Genomic DNA, 22047 nt, shown 5'->3' with positions numbered 1-22047 from the left:
GCATGCCCGACCACGACCCGGCCGCGCACCGCGCCCTGACCGCCCGACTCCGCGCGGCCGGCAGCGTGTTCGCCGAGGACGAGGCCACCGTCATCCTCGACGAGGCGGACGGCGACGCGGTCCGGCTGCGGAGTCTGCTGCAACGGCGCCTCGCGGGCGAACCGCTCGAGGTCGTCGTCGGGTGGGCGTCGTTCTGCGGGCACCGGGTCCGGGTGGTGCCCGGCGTGTTCGTGCCCCGTCGGCGGACCGAGCTCGTCGTCGAGGAGGCCGCCCCGTTCCTCCAGGTCGGCGACAGCGTCGTGGACCTGTGCTGCGGCGTCGGCGCGATCAGCGTCGGCCTGATCGTGACGGTGGGGCTGCTGGACCTCGTCGCCGTGGACATCGACCCGGACGCGGTCGAGGTCGCGGCCGAGAACCTGGCCGGCCGTGCCGTGGCCGTCGTCGGCGACCTGTTCGAGCCGCTGCCGGACCGCCTCCGCGGCGCCGTCACGGTCGTGGCGGTGAACGCGCCCTACGTGCCGACGGACGCCATCGCGCTGATGCCGCCGGAGGCGCGTGAGCACGAGCGCCGCGTCGCGCTCGACGGCGGTGCCGACGGGCTGGACGTGCACCGGCGGATCGCCGCGGCCGTCGGCGAGTGGCTCCGCCCCGGCGGCGCCGTCGTCATCGAGGTGAGCGAGGAACAGGCCGACGCATCCGCCGCGCTCTTCGCGGCCGCCGGCCTGGAGGCGCGGATCCGGCACGACGAGGACCGTGACGCCACGGTCGTCGTCGCCGTCCGCCCCGCCTGACCCCACCCCCGCGAGATCGCAGTGGATGCCGTTCTCAGGGTGGCCTGAGCGGCAACGACTGCGATCTCGCGGGATGGGTCCGGGTCAGAAGAACGTCGGCTGCCGGCCCACGTAGTGCTCCTCGAGCGCCGCTGCCTCGTCGTCGGTCAGGTGGACGTCGAGGGCAGCCGCGGCGTCCTCGATGTGGTGCACCTTGGTGGCGCCGACGATGGGCGCGTCCACGACCGGGTTGCGCAGCACCCACGCGAGCGCGACCTGCGCCATGCTGACACCGCGCTCGTCGGCGATCCGCGCCACCGCGTCGACGATGCCCTCGTCCGAGTCCAGTCGGACGGGGTTCCCCTTCGGGTCGCGTTCCGGCTCGTCACCGGCACGGGCGGTGTTCTGCTCGCTCCACGGGCGTGCCAGCTTGCCGGCCTGCAGGGGACCCCACGGGATCGACCCGACGCCCTGGTCCGCGAGGAGCCCGAACATCTCGCGCTCCTCCTCGCGCTGCACGAGGCTGTACTGGTTCTGCATGGACACGAATCGCGTCCACCCACCGAGGTCCGCTGCGGCCTGGAGCTTGGCGAACTGCCACGCCCACATGCTCGACGCGCCGATGTACCGCACCTTGCCCGCCTGGATGACGTCGTGCAGGGCCTCCATCGTCTCCTCGACGGGGGTCTCCGGGTCGAACCGGTGGATCTGGTACAGGTCGATCCAGTCGGTGCCGAGTCGCTGCAGCGACTTGTCGACCTGCTCCAGGATCGCCCGACGGCTCAGTCCGGACTCGCCGGGGCCCGGGCCCATCTCACCGAACACCTTCGTGGCCAGGACGACGTCCTCGCGGCGGGTGTACTCGCGGATCGCCGCGCCGGTGACCTCTTCGGAGCTGCCGCGCCCGTAGACGTTCGCGGTGTCCCAGAAGTCGATGCCGAGCTCCACGGCCCTCCGGAAGATCGGCTCCGCCGCGGCGGCGTCGAGCGTCCAGGTCTGCTGCTCGTTGCCGTTGCCGAAGCTCATGCAACCGAGGGTGATGCGGCTGACCCGCAGGCCGGTCGGTCCGAGGTGGGTGTACTCCATGCGGTCGTCTCCTGACGTCGTCGTCCTGCTCCCCTGTGTACACGCCGCACCCCTCCGCGAGATCGCAGTCGTCGCCGTTCTGCGGGCCTCCAGAGCGACGACGACTGCGATCTCGCGCAACGGGGCACGCCGCCCGCTCGGCCGGACTGCGAGGATTGGCGCATGCGCGCAGTCCGGTACGACGCCTTCGGTGCCCAGCCCTCCGTCGTCGAGGTCGACGCCCCCGCCTGTCCGCCCGACGGCGTGGTCGTCCGGGTGGCGGCGACGGGCGTGTGCCGCAGCGACTGGCACGCATGGCGCGGACACGACGACTCGGTGCACCTGCCGCACGTCCCCGGGCACGAGTTCGCGGGCGTCGTGGCCCAGGTCGGTCCGGACGTCCACGAGCACCGCGTCGGTGACCGGGTGACCGCGCCGTTCGTGTTCGCCTGTGGCACGTGCGACGAGTGCCGCGCCGGGGCGACGCAGGTGTGCACACGACAGGAGCAGCCGGGGTTCACGCTGCCCGGGTCGTTCGCCGAGCAGGTCGTGGTGCCGCACGCCGACCTCAACCTCGTGCCGCTGCCCGACGCGATCGGGTTCGTCGAGGCCGCGGGGCTCGGTTGCCGGTTCGGCACGGCCTACCACGCCGTCCACGCGCGCGGGCGGGTCCAGACGGGGGAGTGGGTCGCCGTGTACGGCTGCGGCGGGGTCGGGCTGTCCACGATCGTCGTCGCGCTCGCGGCGGGGGCCCAGGTGATCGCGGTCGACGTCGCTCCCGCGGCGCTCGAACGGGCCCAGGCGCTCGGCGCCGTGACCGTGCCGAGCGGATCCGACGCCGTCGAGCGGGTGCGCGCGCTCGCCGGGGGCGGGGTCCACGTTTCCTTCGACGCGTTCGGCAGCCGGAGCACGTCGAACGCGGCGATCGAGAGCCTCCGCCCACGGGGGCGTCACGTCCAGGTCGGGCTGCTGCTCGGCGCCGAGGCCGAGCCCGCCGTCGCGATGGGCCGCGTCATCGCCCAGGAGCTCGAGCTGCTCGGGAGCCACGGGATCGCCGTCTCGGAGTACGCGGCCATGCTCGCCGCGATCGTGTCGGGGCACCTGCGGCCGGACACCACGGTCGGCCGGACCATCGGGTTCGAGGAGCTGCCCGCCGCGCTCACCGGACTCGACGGACCCGCCGCGGTGCCGGGGATGACCGTGGCGGTGCTCTGACCCTGGCGGCCGGTGTCGTCGACACCCCGCTCACGCAGGCGCGTCGACGACGACGCCGCCAGCGGCGACCGCCAGGTCGGCGCCGAACACCACGCCGGGCGTCACAGCGCCCGGTCGGCCCTCGCCCTGGAGGAGCCGTGTCGCGACCTCGACGGCGGCTGCGGTCGTGAACACGGATGCGTCACCGAGCCGCAGCCAGCCCTCGCGCACGCGGCCGTCCGGCCACTCGACCCGTGCGTGGCCCCACGACGACGCCCGAGGGCGAGGTCGGTCCTCGAAGCGGATCGCGGACAGGCGCCCGACGACGAAGCGCCGCACGGGGGCGATCCGGAACAGGGCGGTCGCGAGCGGGAGGACGGCGCGCACCGCGGGGTTCGCGGGGGCGAGGGCCGAGGCCGCGACCACGTCGTCCGCGTCGCTCGCGAGCCAGGCCGCGAGCAGTTCACCGCTCGCGCCGCTGCCGGCGCCGACCCGGTCCCCGTCCGGCGTCGTGATGGTCCGGTAGTCCGTGACGACCCGTCGCGTGCGGACGAGTCGACCGTCCCGGACCTGCGCTCCGCCGAAGGCCGCGACGTCGGCGATGGACTCCGCCAGGGCGCTGCCGAGGGTCCCGGCTTCGGTCGCCACCGAGGCGATCGCGTCGACCCGGACGCGCCGCGGCCGGGGCTCGCCGTCGCACAGGCGCACGACGACGCTCTCGACCGCGACCACCCCGAACCCGGCGCCGGGCACGAGGACCTGTCCCGCGACTGCCGCGCGACGGTCCTGCCGCAGGACGTCGTCGACCGCGGCGTACTCGTTCGACAGGTCGAGGTAGTGCGTGCCGGGTGGGAGCGCCCGGACGACCGGGAGCGCGGTCCGCGTGAAGGGGCCCACGGTGTTGACGACGACCCCGGGTCGTTCCCGTCCGATCGCCGCGAGGAGGTCGCTGAACCCGCCGACGACCATCCGGGGACTGCGCGCGGCCGGGCCGAGCCGCTCGGAGGCGACGGCGGACAGGGCGTCCCGGACCTCCTCGAGCCGCGCTCGGTCGCGCGCTGCGAGCACCACGGGGACACCGCGGGCGTGGAGCTCCGCCGCGATCGCCCGTCCGGTGCGCCCCGTGGCCCCGAGGACCATGACCTCGTCGTGCATGTCGTGCTCCGCCCGTCCCGCGTGCCTCGATGACACGTCGTGTCGTCACGATACACGTGATGACACGCCGTGTCGTGAGTAGGATCGACGGGTGGCTCGATGGGATCCGGATGCACGAGCGCGCCTCGAGCAGGCCGCGCTCGAGCTGTTCCGTGAGCAGGGGTTCGCCGCGACCACCGTCCCGCAGATCACCGCGCGCGCCGGCCTCACCACCCGGACGTTCTTCCGGCACTTCGCCGACAAGCGCGAGGTCCTGTTCGGGTTCGAGGACCAGTTCCCCGCGGTGGTGGCCGAGCTGCTCGCCCAGGCGCCGCCGGACCTCGCGCCGATCGCCCTCATCGCAGCGGGGCTGGAGACCCTGGCCGAGACCCGGTTCCAACCCCTGCGCGAGTACCTGCTCACCCACCGTGCGGTGGTCCGGAGCGACGAGCGCCTGCGCGAACGCGAGCTGACGAAGCATGCGGCGCTCGCCCGGGCCGTCCGTGCCGGGTTCGTCGAGCGCGGCGAGGACGACCTGTCCGCCACGCTCGCCGCCGAGGTCAGCGGTGCCGTGTGGTGGGTGTCGCTCGACCGCTGGCTCGACGAGGACGGTGACCGCGCGTTGGTCGCGGTCGTCCGCGAGACCATGGCGCGGTTCCTCGCGATGACGGGCGGCGGCGACCTCAGCTCGCGATGACGCCCACCGAGTGCCAGCCGCTCGCCCCGTTCGGTGCCGGCGCCCGCTCGACGCTCGTCTGCACCGTGCCGTCCGCGCTGATCGCCCGGACCGTCAGGGTGTGCGGCCCGTGCGTCGGCGTCCAGTCGCGGAGCACCCACTGCCGCCAGGTGTCCGCGGACACCGAGTCCGCGAGCTCGGCGTCGCGCCATGCTCCGTCGTCGACGCGGACCTGCACGCCCCGCACGCCGGTGTGCGGCTGCCACGCCACCCCGGCGACCGCGACCCGCTCGCCCGCGCGCACCGTGCCTCCAGACCGTGGCGTGTCGATCCGCGACTCGAGCTTGACCGGCCCATGCGCGCTCCACCCGCGGGGTGTCCAGTAGCCCTCGGCGTCGGCGAACCGCGTGACGGTGAGCTCGGTCACCCACTTCGTGGCGGACACGTAGCCGTACAGGCCGGGGACCACCATGCGGACCGGGAACCCGTGCTCGGCGGGCAGCGGCTCGCCGTTCATGCCGACCGCCAGGATCGCGTCCGTGCCGGCGTCCTGCAGCACGTCGAGGGGTGTGCCCGCGGTGAACCCGTCGACGCTCCGCGAGAGCACCATGTCCGCCGACGCGTGCGGGCCGGCCTCGGCGAGCAGGTGCCGGATCGGGTACCCGAGCCAGAGCGCGTTGCCGATGAGGTCGCCGCCGACCTCGTTCGAGACGCAGCTCATGGTGGCCATGTGCTCTTCGAGCGGCCGGGCGAGCAGGTCGGCGAACGAGATCTCGACGTCGTGGTCGACCATGCCGGTGATCCGGAGCTTCCAGGTGTCGGGATCGACCGACGGCACGCGCAGCGCGGTGTCGATCCGGTAGAACTCGGCGTTGGGGGTGACGTACGGCGTGATCCCGTGCACGCCGAGACTCGCGCCGGCCGGGACCGCGCGCTCGTGCACGGTCGGTGTCGGCAGGTGGACGGCGCGCTTGACGGCCGCTGCGGCGGAGCTCGCCGCGTCGACGACGCGCGCGCCGGCCCCGACGACGAGCGCGGTGACGCCGAGGGTCAGCGTCCACCCGAGGAACGCCCGGCGTTGCACCGCGGGGGAGCCCGTCATCGTGCTCGCTGCGGTCGGGGTCGCGTGCTGCTCGGCGGCGGCGTCCCACCGCCGGAACCGCTGCATGCCCAGGCGGAGCGTGACGACCGCCGCGAGGACCCCGACGACCGAGGGCGCACCGTCGAGGCTCCCGCTGCCGGAACGGGTCATCACCGCGACGAGTGCGATCACCCCGCCGACGCCGAACACGACGGTGCCGAACGGCGGACGACGGCGCTCGAGGACGCCCGCCGCCGCGGTGATGAGGGCGAGGAGCACTGCCATGAGGACGAACAACGCCGCCTTGTCGCCCGTGCCGAACAGCGTCACCATGAGGTCCTTCACCCACCGCGGCGCGAGGTCGATCGCGGCCGAGCCGACCGCGACGAGCGGACTGCCGGCACCGTTGAGCAGGAGCGCGACGATCTCGGCGACGGCGAGGAACACGATCCCGGCCACGAGCCCCACGGCCGCGGCGGCGATCGTCCGTGTGCGGTCGGGCAGGTGCAGCGGGCGGTCGACGGGTTCCGCGGCAGGGGACGCCGCGATGGCAGTGCCGGACGCGCGGCGGTCGGCACCGGGCGCGGGGCGGTCGGCACCGGTTGCCGGGCGATCCGCACCGGGCGCGGGGCGGTCGGCACCGGGCGCCGGGCGGTGGTGTCGAGCGGCGTCGCGCTGGTCCGGGTCCTCGGTGCTCACGGGGCGATCGTAGGCGGGTCCTCTGGCGGTTCCCCGGGTCGCCAGACCCCCCGAACTCGGCGCTTCGCCGGGGACCGCTGCGTGCGAGGATCGGACGGTGACCACCCATCTCGGCCCGGACCGCCGCATCGCGCGCGGCGTCGACCGCTGGGCGATCGTGCGGTGGGGCGTCGTCGTGGTGTGGGTGGCGCTGCTCGTCGTGCGGGTGACGGTGGTGACCACGGATCCCGCCGCGGACCTCCGTGTGCTCGGGGTCGTGCAGTTCCTCGCGACGCTCGTGGGGGTGCTCATCGTGGCGCTCGGCGTCGGCATGTCCTGGTCGAAGCGCGTCCGGACGACCGACGTGTCGCTCGGACGGGCGATCCGCAGCATCGACCCGACCGTGCGGCTCGTGCCGGCGGTGCCGACGAGCGAACTCCGCGACCTCGTCGGGCGCGCGCATCCCGAGGTCGCCCTCGGGCGCCACGTCGTCTGGGGGTTCGGCGCGACCGAGGCGTCCCTGTGGCAACTCGACGGGCGGCAGGCCCTGCGGGTGCTCGTGGTCCGGTGGACGCGGGTCGTGCACGTCGGTGTCGAGGACCTCCCCGACGGCTCCTCGTCCCCCCACCGCGCGGTCATCGCCATCCACTTCCACCGTCCGGACGGCACGCCCGCGGTCGCGACGTTCGCGGTGCGCCGCGCGCTCGGGTCGCTGCGGCTGCTCGGCCGTGGGCCGGCGCTCGACCGGCTCAGCGCCGACCTCGCCGCCGAGCGCGTCGTCCTGTAGGCAGGACCGGCCGACCACTGCTCGCGAGATCGCACAACGCGCCGCTCACTGCTCGCGAGATCGCACAACGCGCCGCTCAGCTCGTGACGTGAGCGGCATGTCCTGCACGCTCGCGCTCGCGCCGCGCCGCCACGGCCGAGCCCATTGCCTCTCGCCGCCGCGAGCGCGAGCCTCCGGACGCCCTGGGAGCGGCGCACGCACCGGTTCGTACTGTGGGCCCATGACCGATCCGATCGTCGTCGTCGCGACCTTCCGTCCGAAGCCCGAGTCCGTCGCGGACCTGACCGCCGCCGTGCAGGAGTACGTGCCGGTCGCACAGCAGGACGAGGGCAACCTCCGCTACGCGCTGCACGAGGCCGGCGAGGGCGTCCTCGTGCTCATCGAGCAGTGGAGCGGCCAGCAGGCCCTCGAGCAGCACGGCGCCGCGCCCGAGTTCACCGCCTTCACGCAGCGCGTGCAGCCGTTGCTCGCGAGTCCGCTCGAGGTGCGGGTCCTCCGCCCGGTGCCGCTCGGCGACGACGCCAAGGGCGCGCTGTGACCGGTCATCGCCCCGTCGTCGTCATGGGGGTGTCCGGTTCGGGCAAGACGACCATCGGCTCCGCCCTCACGCGCCACTGGGAGGGCACCCAGTTCGTCGACGCCGACGACCTGCACCCCCAGGCGAACAAGGAGAAGATGCGGTCCGGGCATCCCCTGACCGACGAGGACCGCTGGCCGTGGCTCGACATCTGCGCGGCCCGCATCGCCGCGATCGAGGCCCAGGGGCAGCGCTGCGTCATGGCGAACTCCGCGCTGAAGCGGGTCTACCGGGACCGCCTGCGTTCGACGAACCCCGACCTGTTCTTCGTGTTCCTCACCGGCGACGAGGACGTCATCGCCGAACGGCAGCGCCGCCGGCACCACGAGTACATGCCCGACTCGCTGCTCGGCTCGCAGCTCGCGACGCTCGAGCCGTTGCAGGCCGACGAGGCCGGGCTCGTCGTCCGGATCGACCAGACCCTCGAGTCCGTGATCCAGAGCATCGACAGCGCCCTCGTCACCCGCTGACCGGCCAGCCGGAGCCGGCTGGAGCCAGCGAGGCCCGAGGGCCCCGGCACCGGCCAGGCCCGAGGGGGCCGGCGCAGGCGAGGCCCGAGGCGGCCGGCACCGGGGCCACAGCGCCGGTCAGGCGGCCGGGTCGGCCCAGGACCGGCGGACGCGCTCGACCAGGTCCAGGACGTGCGCGCGGTCGTCGTCGCGTCGGCGGACCATGGCGACGCTGACCGCCGGGAGGCCCACCATCGGCACGAACGCGAGTCCCGTGCCCCCGGCGTTCTCGGCCACCGTCGTGCTCGTGAACGCCATGCCCCGCCCGGCCGCCACCTGCGCGAGCATCTCCTCGACCGTCCGCGCCGGGGGTCCGACGACGACGGGAGCCCGCCCGTCCGGCCGTGCCGCCGCGATCCAGAAGTCCCGGTCCGAGGCGGCGTCGACGATCGGCTCGTCGTCGAGGTCCGCGAGCGCCAGTGCCGAGCGTCCGGCGAGCGGGTGGTCGGCGCGGAACACGGCGACGAGGTCGCGCGTGCCGAGGACCGTGGCGACCCAGTCGGCCTCCGCGAACCCGGGGGAGAGCTGCGCCACGAGCACGTCGACCTCACCCGCCGCGAGCCGCTGGTGCTCGCTGCCCCACGGGACGTGCTCGAGCACGACCTCGACGTCGGCGGACTCGCCCTCGCGCACGGCGAGACCGGTCAGGGCCCGTGGCGCGCTCGTGCCGAACCCGACGACGACGCGCGGCCGGGCGGCGACCCGACGAGCCCGGGCCACCGCACGCTCCGCGGCGGTCAGGACGGCGACGGCGTCGGCGTGGAACGCGTGCCCCGCCGGGGTGAGCCGCACACCGCTCCCGGGCGTCCGGCCACGGCGGTCGACGAGTTCGACCCCGAGGACGTCCTCGAGTCGTCGGATGGCCTGACTCAGGGCCGGCTGCGACACCCCGGTCACGGCGGCGGCGGCGGTGAACCCCTGCTCGGCGACCAGCACGACGAACGCACGGAGGAGCCGGAGGTCGAGGTCGACGGGCACGGCGTGGTCCTCCTCGCTCGCGCGCTCCGCGCGTTTCCGGCGTGTAACGGATCCGGGCCCGAGTGCGGCGCCGCACCGCGCCGATCCCCGTGTCGGCGGGCACATCAGCGCTGCTTATGGCCCCAGTGGCGCATCCTATGCGACAGCCGTGGTGCCCTCGCCCTACGCTGCCGGACGTGCAGATGCCGGTCCACCCCACCGCCGACGACCGGCTCCGCGCCCTGCCGAAGACCCACCTCCACGCGCACCTCGACGGCAGCTACCCGGTCGACGCGGTCCGCGCCCTCGCGACGCGACGCGGCCTCCCGTTCCACCGGCCGGAGCGGTTCGCCGACGTCTGGGCGTTCTTCGACGCGTACGGCACCGTCCCGGCCCTCGTCGCGACGCACGAGGACCTCGCCGCACTCTGCCGGGCACTCGTGCACGCCGAGGCCGCCGAGGGCGTCCGGTACCTCGAGCCCGCCGTCGAGCCGCAGCTGTACGCCGAGCGTCTCGGCGGGAACGAGCAGGTCCTCCGCACCGTCCTCGCGGCCTTCGCCGAGGCGGCCGCCGACGCCGCCGCCGCGGGCAGGCCCGTCGAGGTCGGTGCCGACCTGACGCTCAACACCGACGCCGACGCGGACCTCGCCGACGAGCTCGGTGCGCTCGCCGCCCGGTTCGCCGGCAGCGGCGTCACCGCGCTCGGCACCGCCTGCTTCGACGAGGACGGCGACCTGGCCCCGTTCGTCGGGGCGGCGCGCGCCGCACGGGCGGCGGGCCTCCCGGTCGTGAGCCACGCGGGCCAGACCGGCGGGCCGGACCGCGTGACGGCTGTGCTCGACGTGCTCGGTGCCTCCCGGATCTCGCACGGGTTCCGAGCGGTCGAGGACGCCCGCGTCACCGATCGGCTGGCGGCCGAGGGGATCGTCTGCGACGTCTGCCCGGTGTCGAACGTGCGGCTCGGCGTCGTCGCCGACCTCGCGTCGCACCCCGCCCCGGTCCTCGTCGAGCGCGGGGTCCCGGTGACCCTGAACGCGGACGACCCGCTCTGGTTCGGGGCCACCGTGTCCGACCAGTACGCGATCGCCCGCACGACGTGGGGGTTCGACGACCAGGCCCTGGCCGACCTCGCGCGCACCGGCACGCGGGCCACCGGGATGTCCGCGGACACCCGCGACCGATTCGACCGTGAGCTCACCGCGTGGCTCACAGGAGGGCGAGCATGACGAAGGAACTGTTCCTCGGCGCGTTCGAGATCAACGGCGTGAACCTCACGAGCCAGGGGCTCTGGGCGCACCCGGACAACACGACGTGGCGCTACAAGGAGCTCGAGCACTGGACCGACCTGGCCCGCATGCTCGACGACGGCGGGTTCGACTTCATGTTCCTCGCCGACTCGTACGGGTACCCGGTGATCGACGGCGTCGTGCCCGACGTGGCCTTCGAGCAGGGCGTCGAGATCCCGAAGAACGACCCGATGCTCCTCGTCCCCGCCATGGCCGCGGCGGCCCCACGCCTGTGCTTCGGCGTGACGTCGTCGACGAGCTTCGAGCCGCCGTTCGCGAACGCACGCCGCTTCGCCACGCTCGACCACCTGACCCGCGGCCGCATCGCCTGGAACGTCGTCACGACGTCGAGCGCGGTCGTCACGGAGCTGTTCGGCAAGGACCGCTACGTGCCGCACGACGAGCGGTACGCGATCGCGCAGGAGTACCTCGAGCTGAGCTACGCGCTCCTCGAGGGATCGTGGGAGGACGACGCCGTCCTCGCCGACAAGGGCGCACGTCGGTACGCGGACGCGAGCAAGGTGCACAAGGTGGTGCACCACGGCCGGTACTTCGACGTCGAGGGCTACGCCAACACCGAGCCCGGGCCGCAGCGCACGCCCGTGCTGTTCCAGGCCGGCGCGTCGTCATCGGGTCGCGCCTTCGCCGCGGGCAACGCGGAGCTCGTGTTCCTGCAGGGCAAGGACGCGCCCTCGTTGGCCGCGCAGGTCACCGACATCCGCACCCGCGCCGAGCAGGCCGGGAGGGCCGGGACCGACATCCGCACCGTCTCCGGTCTGTCGGTCATCACCGCACCGTCCACGGCGCAGGCGGAGGACCAGCTCGAGGAGTACCTCTCCTACGTCGACCCGGACGCCGCACGCGTGTACTACGCGAGCATGACCGGCATCGACCTCGCCGCGCTCGACCCCGAGGCCTCGTTCTCAGACGTCACCACCGAGGGCGGCCGGACCCAGGTCGAGCGGTACAAGGGCACGTCCGTGCGCGAGGCCACCGCGGACTTCATCCGGAACGGCATGCGCGAGTTCGTCCTGACCGGCACGCCGACCGAGGTCGTCGACCGCATCGAGGCCCTGGTGACCGACACCGACCTCGACGGCTTCAACTACACGCCCTACGTCACGCCGGGTTCGTACCGGTCGTTCATCGCCGACGTCGTGCCCGAACTCCGTCGTCGTGGCATGCTGCCCGAGACGCCCCGCACGGGCACGTTCCGCGAACGGCTCTCGGGACGCGGCCCGCACCTCCCCGCCAGCCACCGGGCGGCACGGTTCCGGCACCAGCCGGCCACCGCCTGACCAGCCGGGAGGTGCGGGGCCGGACCCCACACCCTCCGCACCTCCCTCTCCACCCAGCACCGCGCCCCACCCGTCCGGTCCCGCCGGCCACCCCGCCCCCACCCCTCTCCGCCCGTCCCCTCCGGCACCACCCTCCCCGAAGGAGCACCGTGAGCACCATCGACGACACGACCACGAGCCCGGCATCCGCGCTCTCGGTCGAGCGCAACGGCATCAACGAGATCGCCGAGCACGAGCGGCGCGGCAAGCCGCGCGACCTGTTCTGGCCGTGGTTCGCGGGCAACGTGAGCGTCCTCGGCGTCAGCTACGGCGCGTACGTCCTCGGGTTCGGGATCTCGTTCTGGCAGGCGACGGTCGTCGTCGTCCTCGGCGTCGTGCTGTCGTACGTGCTCTGCGGGCTCAGCGCCCTCGCCGGCAAGCGGGGGTCAGCCCCGACCATGACCCTGAGCCGCAGCGTGTTCGGGGTGCGGGGGAACCGCCTCCCGTCCGTCGTGTCCTGGATCCTGACGGTCGGGTGGGAGACCTCGCTCGCCGCGGTGGCCGTGCTCGCGACCGCGACCGTGTTCGACCGCCTCGGCTGGGGCGGCGGTGTCGTGACGAAGGTGGCGGCCCTCGTCGTCGTCATCGCCCTCATCGTCCTCGGCGGCACGCTCGGGTTCGAGCTCATCATGCGCCTCCAGCGGTGGATCACGATCATCGCGGGCGTCCTCACCGTGCTCTACATCGTGTTCGCCGCGGGGCACGTCGACCTCGGGAAGGTCATGGCGATGCCGTCCGGGAACGGGCCGGCCGTGATCGGCGCGCTCCTGTTCGTCATGACCGGGTTCGGGCTCGGCTGGGTGAACGCGGCCGCCGACTACTCCCGCTACCTGCCCCGGAGCGCCTCGAGCGGCGGCGTCGTGTTCTGGACGACGTTCGGCTCGTCGCTCGGCCCAGCCGTCCTGCTCGTCTTCGGCCTGCTCGTGTCGGGGTCCTCGAAGCACCTCGAGTCCGCGATCGGGACCGACCCCGTGGGGGCGCTCGCCGGGATCCTGCCGACGTGGTTCCTCGTGCCGTTCGTCGTGACCGCGGTGCTCGGCATCGTGTCCGGCGCGATCATGGACATCTACTCGTCCGGACTCGCGCTGCTCAACGCCGGGCTCAAGGTCTCGCGGCCCGTCGCGGTCGGCGTCGACGGCGTGATCATGACGCTCGGCACGATCTACATCGTGTTCGTCTCGGGGAGCTTCATCACGGTGTTCCAGGGCTTCCTCATCACCCTCGGCGTGCCGATCGCGGCCTGGGCGGGCATCTTCATCGCGGACCTCGTGCTCCGCAAGCGGGACTACGCCGAGCGTGAGCTGTTCACGCGCCGCGGGCGGTACGGCGACGTCCGCTGGGACAGCATCGCGATCCTCGTCGTGGCCACGGCCGTCGGCTGGGGGCTCGTCACGAACACCGCCGCGGGCTGGCTGTCCTGGCAGGGGTACCTGCTCGGCCCGTTCGGACTCGGCGGGACCCAGGGCGCGTGGGCGTACGCGAACCTCGGCGTGGTCGTCGCGCTCGTGATCGGGTTCCTCGGCACGTTCCTGACCGGCCGCGGTGCGGTGACCCGGCAGGAGCAGGCCCCGGCCGTCCCGGTCGACGTCGACGAGACGAACCCGAGGGTCATCGCCCGGTAGCCGCCCCCCGCACCAGCCCCCCAGCCCCCCCGCCCCCCCCACCAGCCCCCCGCCCCCCACCTGGGGCCGTGAGATCGCAGTCGTTGCCGTTCTGACCCCCCTCAGAACGGCAACGACTGCGATCTCACGGTTGGGGGCGGGCGAGAGGGGGTCGGCGGGCGGCGGCCGGCCGGCATGGCCCGGTCAGAGCTTGAAGACCTCGCGCGGGATGTCCGACACCAGCCGGTGCGCCGTCCGCACCGCGGCCTCCTCGGAGATCCGGTGCGTCACCACGAGGTCGGCCAGGTACGCCGCGTCGACGCGCCGGGCGGTGTCGTGCCGCGCGGGGATCGAGCAGAACGCCCGGGTGTCGTCGATGAACCCGGAGGTCTTGGCGAACGACGCCGAGTCGGTCACGGCCTCGCGGAACCGCCGCATCGCCCCGGGGGTGTCGAGGAACCACCACGGCGCGCCGGCGTACACGGCCGGGTAGAAGCCCGCGAGCGGCCCGACCTCGCGCGAGAACACGGTCTCGTCGACGGTGAACAGCACGAGGTGGAACCCCGGCACGGTGCCGAACGCCTCGAGCAGGGGGCGGAGCGGCGCCGTGAACCCGCCGACCGCGGGCAGGTCGTGGCCGGCGTCGGACCCGTACCGCTCGAACGACGGCCGGTGGTGGTCCCGCTGCACGCCCGCGTGCAGCTGCATGACGAGGCCGTCGTCGCAGGACATCTCCGCCCAGCGGTACAGCATGTCGTGGCGGTACGCGGTGGCGTCGTCCGGGGTGAGCGCGGTCGGCCCCCGGAGCGCGGCGGCGTGGATGCGCTCCCGGTCCACCGGGGACAGCGGCGCGGACCCGGCGTCGAGGACCCCCGTGTCGGTCGCGGTCGCACCGTGCTCGACGAAGTACCGGCGGCGGGCCCGGAGCGCCTCGAGCAACCCGGCGTGCGTCCCCGTGTCGATGCCGGCGGCCTCGCCGATCCGCGCGACCACGTCCCTCCAGTCCGGGCGCGACGGGTCGAACACGGCGTCGGCGCGGAACGTCGGGATGACCCGCCCGGAGAAGGCCGGGTCGGCCGCCAGTCGGGCGTGCGCGGCGAGGTCGGACGTCGGGTCGTCGGTCGTCGCGAGCACCGCGATCCGGAACCGGTCGAACAGTGCGCGGGGGCGCATCCCGGGGTCGCGGAGGGCCGTGGCCAGTCGGTCGTACTGGGCGTCGGCGTTCGCGCCGGACGGCTCCTCCGTCAGCCCGAACACGTCGTGCAGCTCGGTCTCGAACCACGCGCGCACCGGGGTGGCCAGGAAGTCGTCCCAGTGCTCGGCGAGCGTCCGCCAGACGGCACGGCCGGGAGGCACGACACCCGTCCCGTCGACCGGCGCGCGCCCGAGCGCGTCGAGCGGCACCCCGTTGGCGTGGAGCAGGCGGAGCACGTAGTGGTCCGGGGTGACGAGCAGCGCGGCCGGGTCGGGGAACGGTTCGTCGTCGGCGAGCACCTCGGCGGGCACGTGTCCGTGCGGTGACAGGATCGGGGCCTCGGCGACCTCGTCGTACAGGCGGCGGGCGACGGACCGCGTCGTCGGGTCGGCGGGGAACAGCCGGTCGGGGTGCGGGACCATCGGTCGGCCGGTGTCGGCGGGGGCGTCGGTGCTCGTCATGCGGGACTCCGTTCGGTGCCGGGGGCGGGCCCGGTCGACCCGCGGACGGTCAGGTGGGTGGGCAGGGCGACCGAGTCCGTCGGGTGCTCCGCGACGGCGGCGGCGTCGGCGTCGGCGTCGGTCGGGACACCGCCGCCGATGCGCCGCAGCAGCATCGTCACGGCGACGCGTCCGGCCTGCTCGATGGGCGACGTCATGGTGGTGAGCGGCGGATCGCAGAAGTCGGCGCCGAAGATGTCGTCACACCCGACGACGCTCATGTCGACGGGCACGCGCACCGACCGCTCCCGCAGACGGCGCAGCATCCCGATCGCGATGAGGTCGTTGAACGCGATGCACGCGGTGACCCCCGCGGTGACGGCGGCGTCCGCGGCGGCCGCACCGGAGTCGACGACCGGCGCGAACGGCCCGGCCGTGTCGACCCGGACGCGCAGCCGCGCCGCGGCGGCGACGAGCGCCCGCCACCGTCGCTCGTTCGACCACGAGCTCTCGGGGCCGCCGACGTACAGCACGTGCCGGTGTCCGAGCGAGACGAGGTGCTCGAGCGCCCGCCCGACCCCGCCCGGTGTGTCGATGAGCACGCTCGACACGGACGGCACACGCCGGTTCAGGACGACGACCGGTAGGAGGCCCGCGAACCGTGCGATCTCCCCGTCGCTCAGGCGCGAGGCGGCGAGCACCGCACCGTCCACCCGTGACGCGATCGCGCCGAGGGTGGCTGCCTCGGTCGCCGCGGACTCCTCGGTGTCCACGAGCAGCTGGGTCCGGCCGGCCGCGGCGAGCCGGTGCTGTGCCCCGCGGATCACGTCGAAGAAGAACGGGTTCGTCACGTCCGGCACGACGACCGCGACCGCCCCGACGTCCCGGGTGCCGCGCTCGCTGCGCGGCGGCGCGTACCCGAGGGCCCGTGCGGCGGCCTCGATGCGGGTGCGCGTCGCGGCGTTGACGCGGCCCGGCCGGGCCAGTGCCCGCGAGACCGTGGAGGGCGCGACCGCAGCGGCCCGCGCGACGTCCCGGATCGTCACGCGGCGGGGCTCCTGGATCTCGGACGTGGCGGCCTCCTCGCGGGCTCGGTCGTGCCACCGACCGTAGGGCCGTGGCAACGCGATGGCAACGGGTTGCCACGGCGTTGCCACAGCGGCAGCATCGACACGGGTCGGTGCGGACCCTCCGCGGTGCCGCATCCCGACCGGTCCAGCATGAGGCGTGGAGGACGACATGACCGAGGCACCCGCCTGGACCCTCTCTGGGTTCGGCGACGAGATCGACGACGACCCGGTCGTCCAGGTCGCCGTGCTCCAGGCCCTCGGCGCGAGCGCGATCGAGGTCCGCAGCGCGTGGGGCGTCAACGTCGTGGACCTCGACGAGGACCAGCTCGCCGGCCTGCACCGCCTCCTGGAGGACCGGGGCCAGTCCGTCTCGGCCGTCGCCTCCCCGATCGGCAAGGTCGACGTCGGCCTGCCCGTCGAGCACGAGGTCACGCGGCTCGAGCGGGCGATCGCCGCCGCGCACGCCCTCGGGACCCGGGACATCCGGGTCTTCTCGTTCTACCGGTCGCCCGAGCAGACCCCCGAGGACGTCCGCGACGCGGTCCTCACGCGGATGCGGGCCCTCGCCGACGTCGCCGAGCGCGAGGGCGTCCGACTGCTGCACGAGAACGAGAAGGACATCTACGGCGACGTCCCCGAGCGGGTGCTCGACGTGGTGGAGTCCGTCGGATCGGACGCGCTCCGCCTGGCCTGGGACAACGCGAACTACGTCCAGTGCGGGGTGCGCCCGTTCAGCGACGGCTGGGGCCTCCTCGCCCCGTACGTCGTCTACCTCCAGGTCAAGGACGCCCTGGCCGCCGACGGCACGGTCGTCCCCGCGGGCGAGGGCGACGGCGAGCTCCGCGAGACCCTGACGGCGCTCCGCGACGCCGGGTACGACGGCCACGCCTCCCTCGAGCCCCACCTGGCGAGTGCCACCCGGCTTGGCGGATCGAGCGGACCGGCCGCGTTCGGTCGTGCCGCCCGCGCGTTCCGGGACCTCACGCGACAGATCGGAGTCACCCTGCGATGAGCACCAGCCCCACCGACGCGACCCCACCGCTCCGCCTCGCCGTCGTCGGCGCGGGCGTCATCGGCCAGCACCACGCCCGTGTCGCCGCACAGCACCCGGACCTCGACCTCGTCGCCCTCGTCGACGCCGTCCCCGCGGCGGCCGTGGCCCTGGCGGACGAGATCACCGCGACCGGCGTGCAGCGACCCCTGACGGCGACGACCATCCGCGAGGCCGTCGACGCCGTGGCGATCGACATCGTCGCGATCTGCTCGCCGTCCGGGATGCACGTCGACCTCGCGACCGCGGCGATCGCGGCCGGCAAGCACGTCCTCATCGAGAAACCGCTCGACACGACGATCCCGCGGGCACGGAAGCTCGCGGCGCTCGCCGCGTCCGCTCGCGACCGGGGGCTCGTCGTGTCCGTCGTGAGCCAGCACCGGTTCGACCCGGCCTCGGTCGCGGTGGCCCGGGCCGCGCACTCGGGCGGGTTCGGCACCCTCACGAGCGGCGTCGCGAGCGTCGCCTGGTACCGCTCGCAGGGCTACTACGACTCCGGCGACTGGCGGGGTACCTGGGCGCTCGACGGCGGTGGCGCGGTCATGAACCAGGGTGTGCACACCGTCGACCTGCTCGTCTGGACGCTCGGGCGCCCGGTCGAGGTGTCGGCGCGTACCGGTCGACTCGCCCACGAGCGGATCGAGGTCGAGGACACCGCGGTCGCGACAGTCCTGTTCGACGGTGGCGCCCTCGCCGTCGTCCACTGCACGACGGCCGCCTACCCGGGGCTGTCCGCGCGGTACCAGGTGCACGGCACGCGCGGTTCGGCGATCGTCGACGACGACCGACTCGCCTTCTTCCACATGGCGCCCGACGACGCGGCCCTGGCGTCCGCGTCGACGACGAGCGGCGCCCAGGCCGTCGCGGGTGCCACGGACCAACGGGCCGAGGTGGTGCCGCCCGAGCACGTCGTCGGCGGCCCGTCGGAGCCGGATGCGTTCCTCCACGGCCACGCTCGGCAGTACGACGACCTCGTCGACGCGATCCGCGACGGGCGCGAGCCCGGGGTGACGGTCGAGGCCGCCCTGCTGTCCCTGGCGACCGTGCGGGCCCTGTACGTGTCGGCGACGCTCGGCGTGCCGGTCCGTGTCGACGACGTCCTGAGCGGCCGGTACGACGACGTCGAACCCATGGTCGGCCCGGGCCCGGGGAGCGTGCTCGCATGAGGTTCTCGGTGTTCACGGCGGCGACGCCGGAGTGGAGCCCCGACCAGGCCGTGTCGATGCTCGCCGCGCAGGGCTGGGACGGCGTCGAGTGGCGCGTCACGGACCAACCGGACGCCCAGGGCGCACCGGGGTTCTGGGCCGGCAACCGTGCCACATGGCCGTTCACGGGCCTGGAGGACCGGCTCGGGCAGATCGCGCGCGTCACCGCCGGCTCGGGGCTCGCGTACTCCGGCATCGGCGGGTACCAGCAGGCGTCGGACCACGACGCGGTCCTGCGGATGCTCCGGGCCACCGCGGAGCTCGGGGCCGAGCGCGTCCGGGTCACGATGCCGCACACCCGGACGGGCACCCCGTACCCGCAGCTGTTCGACCGCACGCGCGCCGACCTCGAGTGGATCGCCGCGCGGGCCGCGGAGCTCGGCGTGCAGGCGCTCGTCGAGCTCCACCACGGCACGATCACCGCGTCGGCGTCCGCGGCGCTCCGGCTCGTCGACGGTCTCGACCCCGCGCACGTCGGGGTCATCCACGACCTCGGCAACCTCGTCATCGAGGGACGTGAGGACCACCTCGCCGCGCTCGAGCTGCTCGGCCCCTACCTGGCGCACGTGCACGTCAAGAACGTCCGCTGGGTGCCGACCGACGACCGACGTGCGGACGGCAGCACGGTGTGGGTGCACGAGTGGGCGACGCTCCGGACCGGGCAGGAGTCCGTCGCGGACTACCTCGCCGACCTGCGGACCGTCGGGTACGACGGCTGGGTCACGGTCGAGGACTTCTCGACCGAGCTGCCCCTCGTGGACCGCACGGCCGACGACCTCGCGTTCCTCCGCTCGCTCGTGTCGACGGACACCCCGTGACGGGCGGCACCGCATCCGACCGCCGACCGGGCATCGTCCACCTGGGGATCGGTGCGTTCGCCCGCGCCCACCTCGCCTGGTACACGCAACGCGCCGGCACCGACGACGACGGACGCGCCTGGGGCATCGTCGGCTTCACCGGGCGGTCACCCGACGCCGCCACCACGCTCGCGGCGCAGGACTGCCGGTACACGCTCGTCGAGCGCGCGGCCGACGGCGACACCGCGACCGCCATGGACGTCGTCGTCGCCGCGCACCCCGGGTCCGACACATCGGCCTGGAGGACCGCCCTCGCGTCGCCGACGACGGCGATCGTCACGCTCACCGTCACCGAGGCCGGCTACCGGCCGGGGTCCGGCGTCGCGGACCGGCTCGTCGACGGCCTCCGGGCGCGGGCGACCGCGGAGGGCGGCCCCCTCACGCTCATCAGCCTCGACAACCTCGCCGGGAACGGCCGGGTCCTCGCCGGGGCCGTGCGGGAGGCGGTCGGGGCGGACCCGGACCTCCTCGCCTGGATCGACCGGAACGTGACGTTCCCCGACGCCATGGTCGACCGGATCACCCCGGCCACGACCGACGAGGACCGCGCCGCCGTCCAGGAGCTGCCCGGCGCGGTGCCCGACGACCGCGTGCCGGTCGTCACCGAGCCGTTCGCCGAGTGGGTCCTCGCCGACCGCTTCGCGGGGGACCGGCCACCGTGGGAGCGTGCCGGGGTCCGCATCGTCGACGACGTCGAGCCGTACGAGCAGCGGAAGCTGTGGCTCCTCAACGCCGCGCACTCGCTGCTCGCCTACCTCGGCCTCCTGCTCGGGCACACGACGGTGGCCGAGGCGATCGCCGACCCGCGCTGCCGCGGCCGCGTCGACCAGCTGTGGGACGAGGCCGGAGCCGAGGTGCGCCTCCCGGCCGACGAGATCGCCGCCGCGCGTGCGGCGATGCTCGAGCGGTGGGCGAACCCGCGGATCCGTCACACGCTGCGACAGATCGCGAGCGACGGGTCGCGCAAGCTCCCCGTGCGGATCGTCGACCCCCTGCGACGGCGACTCGCGCGCGATCCGGACGCCGGCGTCGGACCGGGCACGGCGACGGTCGTCGCGGCGTGGTGGCTGCACTGCGCCCTGCAGGCCGACCTCGTGTCGGACGACGGCTCCCCCGCCCCGGACGCCGACGTGCACGACGTGCTGGCGGTGCTCGACCCGGACCTCGACACCGACCCGGTCGTGGCCGCGATCACCGCGGCGGCGACGCGCATCAGGACCATGATGGACACCGACGACGGCGACGAGGCCGTCGATCCGACACGAGGAGCGACCGCATGACCGCCACCGACCTCCCCTCCACGAGCTCCGCCCGGGGTGCGCGGGGGATGCGCATCACGAAGGCCGAGGTCGTGGTGACGAGCCCGGACCGGAACTTCACGACCCTGAAGCTCACGACCGAGGACGGCATCACCGGTCTCGGGGACGCGACGCTGAACGGCCGTGAGCTCGCCGTCGTGTCGTACCTGCGTGACCACGTCGTGCCGATGCTCATCGACCGCGACGCCTCGCGCATCGAGGACACCTGGCAGCTCCTGTACCGCGGGGCGTACTGGCGTCGCGGTCCGGTCACGATGGCCGCCATCGCCGCGGTCGACATCGCGCTCTGGGACATCAAGGCCAAGGCCGCCGGCATGCCCCTGTACCAGCTGCTCGGCGGCGCCTCGCGTGAGGGGCTCATGGCGTACGGACACGCGTCGGGCAAGGACCTGCCGGAGCTGTTCGACTCGATCCGGGAACACCAGGAGCAGGGCTACCGGTCGATCCGCGTGCAGACCGGCGTGCCCGGGCTCAAGAGCATCTACGGCATCGCGTCGAACGCCCGGCTCGACGGCGACCAGGGCGTCCGGTACGACCACGAGCCCGCGCAGCGCGGGGCCCTGCCGGCGCAGGAGGACTGGGACACCCGGTCGTACCTGCGCCACGTGCCCACCGTGTTCGAGGCCGTGCGGAACGAGTTCGGGCCCGAGCTGCCGCTGCTCCACGACGCCCACCACCGGATGACCCCGATCCAGGCCGCGCAGCTCGGCAAGTCCCTGGAGCCGTACGACCTGTTCTGGCTCGAGGACTGCACCCCGGCCGAGAACCCCGAGGCCCTCCGGCTCGTCCGCCAGCACACCACGACACCGCTCGCGATCGGCGAGGTGTTCAACTCGCTCTGGGACTACCAGCAGATCATCCGCGAGCAACTCATCGACTACGTCCGGAGCGCGGTCACCCACACCGGCGGGATCAGCCATCTGCGGAAGCTCGTCGAGTACGCCGCGCAGTACCAGATCCGCTCCGGGTTCCACGGGCCGACCGACATCTCACCGGTCGGGATGGCGGCCCAGATGCACCTCGGCCTCGCGATCCACAACTTCGGGATCCAGGAGTACATGCAGCACGGGGCTCGGACGAACGCCGTGTTCCAGCAGTCCTTCACGTTCGAGGACGGTCTGCTCCACCCGGGCGACCAGCCGGGCATCGGGGTGGACCTCGACGTCGACGAGGCGGGGAAGTACCCGTACGAGCAGGCGTACCTGCCGTACAACCGCCTGGCGGACGGCACCGTGCACGACTGGTGACCCCGCAGAGG

The 22047-nt window shown here is 74.0% G+C and carries 20 protein-coding genes; 14 read left to right on the top strand and 6 right to left on the bottom strand.

Annotation, left to right across the window (positions count from 1 at the left end; translation table 11 throughout):
• Positions 1-2 precede the first annotated feature (2 nt).
• Positions 3-791 carry a putative protein N(5)-glutamine methyltransferase gene (locus DEI94_RS12450; RefSeq protein ID WP_111026410.1) on the top strand — a complete coding sequence of 263 codons (789 nt, stop codon included), beginning with the start codon at positions 3-5 and terminating at the stop codon, positions 789-791.
• A gap of 84 nt (positions 792-875) precedes the next feature.
• On the opposite strand, the gene DEI94_RS12445 is transcribed toward DEI94_RS12450, so the two are convergent.
• The gene (locus tag DEI94_RS12445) at positions 876-1856 is read right to left on the bottom strand and encodes an aldo/keto reductase (RefSeq protein ID WP_111026411.1); all 981 of its coding nucleotides are present in this window, start codon (positions 1854-1856) and stop codon (positions 876-878) included.
• A gap of 162 nt (positions 1857-2018) precedes the next feature.
• Here DEI94_RS12445 and DEI94_RS12440 point away from each other — a divergent pair, with 162 nt between their 5' ends.
• The gene (locus DEI94_RS12440) at positions 2019-3050 is read left to right on the top strand and encodes a zinc-dependent alcohol dehydrogenase family protein (RefSeq protein WP_111026412.1); all 1032 of its coding nucleotides are present in this window, start codon (positions 2019-2021) and stop codon (positions 3048-3050) included.
• A gap of 30 nt (positions 3051-3080) precedes the next feature.
• Here the strand turns inward: DEI94_RS12440 and DEI94_RS12435 are convergent, their stop codons facing one another.
• On the bottom strand, positions 3081-4184 hold the full coding sequence (locus DEI94_RS12435) for a saccharopine dehydrogenase family protein (protein ID WP_111026413.1): 1104 nt from the start codon (positions 4182-4184) through the stop codon (positions 3081-3083).
• 91 nt (positions 4185-4275) lie between these two features.
• Here DEI94_RS12435 and DEI94_RS12430 point away from each other — a divergent pair, with 91 nt between their 5' ends.
• Positions 4276-4860, top strand: coding sequence for a TetR/AcrR family transcriptional regulator (locus tag DEI94_RS12430; RefSeq protein ID WP_111010990.1), 585 nt, complete (start codon positions 4276-4278; stop codon positions 4858-4860).
• On the opposite strand, the gene DEI94_RS12425 is transcribed toward DEI94_RS12430, so the two are convergent.
• Positions 4847-6424 (bottom strand): molybdopterin-dependent oxidoreductase, encoded by a 1578-nt coding sequence (locus DEI94_RS12425; protein ID WP_258377986.1) that lies wholly within the window; start codon positions 6422-6424, stop codon positions 4847-4849. The genes DEI94_RS12430 and DEI94_RS12425 overlap by 14 nt on opposite strands.
• A gap of 292 nt (positions 6425-6716) precedes the next feature.
• Here DEI94_RS12425 and DEI94_RS12420 point away from each other — a divergent pair, with 292 nt between their 5' ends.
• From DEI94_RS12420 to DEI94_RS12410, 3 genes are all read left to right on the top strand, one after another.
• A complete protein-coding gene (locus DEI94_RS12420; protein ID WP_111010991.1) occupies positions 6717-7385 on the top strand; it encodes a hypothetical protein in 669 nt (222 codons plus the stop codon).
• Between the two features lie 220 nt (positions 7386-7605).
• Positions 7606-7923, top strand: a complete 318-nt coding sequence (locus tag DEI94_RS12415; protein ID WP_181441767.1) for a putative quinol monooxygenase — start codon at positions 7606-7608, stop codon at positions 7921-7923.
• Positions 7920-8432, top strand: coding sequence for a gluconokinase (locus tag DEI94_RS12410; protein ID WP_258375136.1), 513 nt, complete (start codon positions 7920-7922; stop codon positions 8430-8432). The genes DEI94_RS12415 and DEI94_RS12410 overlap by 4 nt, the downstream gene beginning before the upstream one ends.
• 117 nt (positions 8433-8549) lie before the next feature.
• Here the strand turns inward: DEI94_RS12410 and DEI94_RS12405 are convergent, their stop codons facing one another.
• A complete protein-coding gene (locus tag DEI94_RS12405) occupies positions 8550-9449 on the bottom strand; it encodes a LysR family transcriptional regulator (protein ID WP_181441768.1) in 900 nt (299 codons plus the stop codon).
• A 182-nt stretch (positions 9450-9631) separates the two neighbouring features.
• On the opposite strand from DEI94_RS12405, the gene DEI94_RS12400 reads away from it, so the two are divergent.
• From DEI94_RS12400 to DEI94_RS12390, 3 genes are all read left to right on the top strand, one after another.
• On the top strand, positions 9632-10654 hold the full coding sequence (locus DEI94_RS12400; RefSeq protein WP_258377987.1) for an adenosine deaminase family protein: 1023 nt from the start codon (positions 9632-9634) through the stop codon (positions 10652-10654).
• Complete coding sequence (locus DEI94_RS12395; protein WP_111026418.1) at positions 10651-12012, top strand: NtaA/DmoA family FMN-dependent monooxygenase; 1362 nt, start codon at positions 10651-10653, stop codon at positions 12010-12012. Before DEI94_RS12400 ends, DEI94_RS12395 begins: the two co-directional genes overlap by 4 nt.
• Positions 12013-12161: 149 nt before the next feature.
• Positions 12162-13673: a purine-cytosine permease family protein gene (locus DEI94_RS12390; RefSeq protein ID WP_258378130.1), complete on the top strand. Its 1512-nt coding sequence runs from the start codon at positions 12162-12164 to the stop codon at positions 13671-13673.
• A 183-nt stretch (positions 13674-13856) separates the two neighbouring features.
• On the opposite strand, the gene uxaC is transcribed toward DEI94_RS12390, so the two are convergent.
• Together uxaC and DEI94_RS12380 are read right to left on the bottom strand one after the other, a co-directional pair.
• Positions 13857-15308 carry a glucuronate isomerase gene (gene uxaC / locus DEI94_RS12385; RefSeq protein WP_258378095.1) on the bottom strand — a complete coding sequence of 484 codons (1452 nt, stop codon included), beginning with the start codon at positions 15306-15308 and terminating at the stop codon, positions 13857-13859.
• A complete protein-coding gene (locus tag DEI94_RS12380) occupies positions 15305-16333 on the bottom strand; it encodes a LacI family DNA-binding transcriptional regulator (protein ID WP_349815154.1) in 1029 nt (342 codons plus the stop codon). The genes uxaC and DEI94_RS12380 overlap by 4 nt, the downstream gene beginning before the upstream one ends.
• Before the next feature lie 193 nt (positions 16334-16526).
• On the opposite strand from DEI94_RS12380, the gene DEI94_RS12375 reads away from it, so the two are divergent.
• From DEI94_RS12375 to manD, 5 genes are read left to right on the top strand one after another with little or no spacing between them, the layout of a single operon-like run.
• Positions 16527-17369 carry a sugar phosphate isomerase/epimerase family protein gene (locus DEI94_RS12375; protein ID WP_111027656.1) on the top strand — a complete coding sequence of 281 codons (843 nt, stop codon included), beginning with the start codon at positions 16527-16529 and terminating at the stop codon, positions 17367-17369.
• Positions 17366-18574 carry a Gfo/Idh/MocA family protein gene (locus DEI94_RS12370; protein ID WP_111027653.1) on the top strand — a complete coding sequence of 403 codons (1209 nt, stop codon included), beginning with the start codon at positions 17366-17368 and terminating at the stop codon, positions 18572-18574. The genes DEI94_RS12375 and DEI94_RS12370 overlap by 4 nt, the downstream gene beginning before the upstream one ends.
• Positions 18571-19431, top strand: coding sequence for a sugar phosphate isomerase/epimerase family protein (locus tag DEI94_RS12365; RefSeq protein ID WP_111027652.1), 861 nt, complete (start codon positions 18571-18573; stop codon positions 19429-19431). Before DEI94_RS12370 ends, DEI94_RS12365 begins: the two co-directional genes overlap by 4 nt.
• Positions 19428-20750, top strand: coding sequence for a mannitol dehydrogenase family protein (locus DEI94_RS12360; protein WP_111027651.1), 1323 nt, complete (start codon positions 19428-19430; stop codon positions 20748-20750). Before DEI94_RS12365 ends, DEI94_RS12360 begins: the two co-directional genes overlap by 4 nt.
• Before the next feature lie 47 nt (positions 20751-20797).
• The gene (manD, locus tag DEI94_RS12355) at positions 20798-22036 is read left to right on the top strand and encodes a D-mannonate dehydratase ManD (RefSeq protein ID WP_111011447.1); all 1239 of its coding nucleotides are present in this window, start codon (positions 20798-20800) and stop codon (positions 22034-22036) included.
• Positions 22037-22047 lie beyond the last annotated feature (11 nt).

Source organism: Curtobacterium sp. MCBD17_040 (assembly GCF_003234805.2).
Classification (GTDB): domain Bacteria; phylum Actinomycetota; class Actinomycetes; order Actinomycetales; family Microbacteriaceae; genus Curtobacterium.
The sequence above is the reverse complement of the archived record's forward strand: the minus strand, read 5'-3'. Positions and strand labels throughout refer to the sequence as shown.

Bases quoted from the DNA above. Each gene is read 5' to 3' on its own strand.
- DEI94_RS12450 (WP_111026410.1), top strand. From the start codon at position 3: ATGCCCGACCACGACCCGGCCGCGCACCGCGCCCTGACCGCCCGACTC.
- DEI94_RS12445 (WP_111026411.1), bottom strand. From the start codon at position 1,856: ATGGAGTACACCCACCTCGGACCGACCGGCCTGCGGGTCAGCCGCATC.
- DEI94_RS12440 (WP_111026412.1), top strand. From the start codon at position 2,019: ATGCGCGCAGTCCGGTACGACGCCTTCGGTGCCCAGCCCTCCGTCGTC.
- DEI94_RS12435 (WP_111026413.1), bottom strand. From the start codon at position 4,184: ATGCACGACGAGGTCATGGTCCTCGGGGCCACGGGGCGCACCGGACGG.
- DEI94_RS12415 (WP_181441767.1), top strand. From the start codon at position 7,606: ATGACCGATCCGATCGTCGTCGTCGCGACCTTCCGTCCGAAGCCCGAG.
- DEI94_RS12400 (WP_258377987.1), top strand. From the start codon at position 9,632: ATGCCGGTCCACCCCACCGCCGACGACCGGCTCCGCGCCCTGCCGAAG.
- DEI94_RS12395 (WP_111026418.1), top strand. From the start codon at position 10,651: ATGACGAAGGAACTGTTCCTCGGCGCGTTCGAGATCAACGGCGTGAAC.
- uxaC (WP_258378095.1), bottom strand. From the start codon at position 15,308: ATGACGAGCACCGACGCCCCCGCCGACACCGGCCGACCGATGGTCCCG.
- DEI94_RS12375 (WP_111027656.1), top strand. From the start codon at position 16,527: ATGACCGAGGCACCCGCCTGGACCCTCTCTGGGTTCGGCGACGAGATC.
- DEI94_RS12370 (WP_111027653.1), top strand. From the start codon at position 17,366: ATGAGCACCAGCCCCACCGACGCGACCCCACCGCTCCGCCTCGCCGTC.
- DEI94_RS12365 (WP_111027652.1), top strand. From the start codon at position 18,571: ATGAGGTTCTCGGTGTTCACGGCGGCGACGCCGGAGTGGAGCCCCGAC.
- manD (WP_111011447.1), top strand. From the start codon at position 20,798: ATGCGCATCACGAAGGCCGAGGTCGTGGTGACGAGCCCGGACCGGAAC.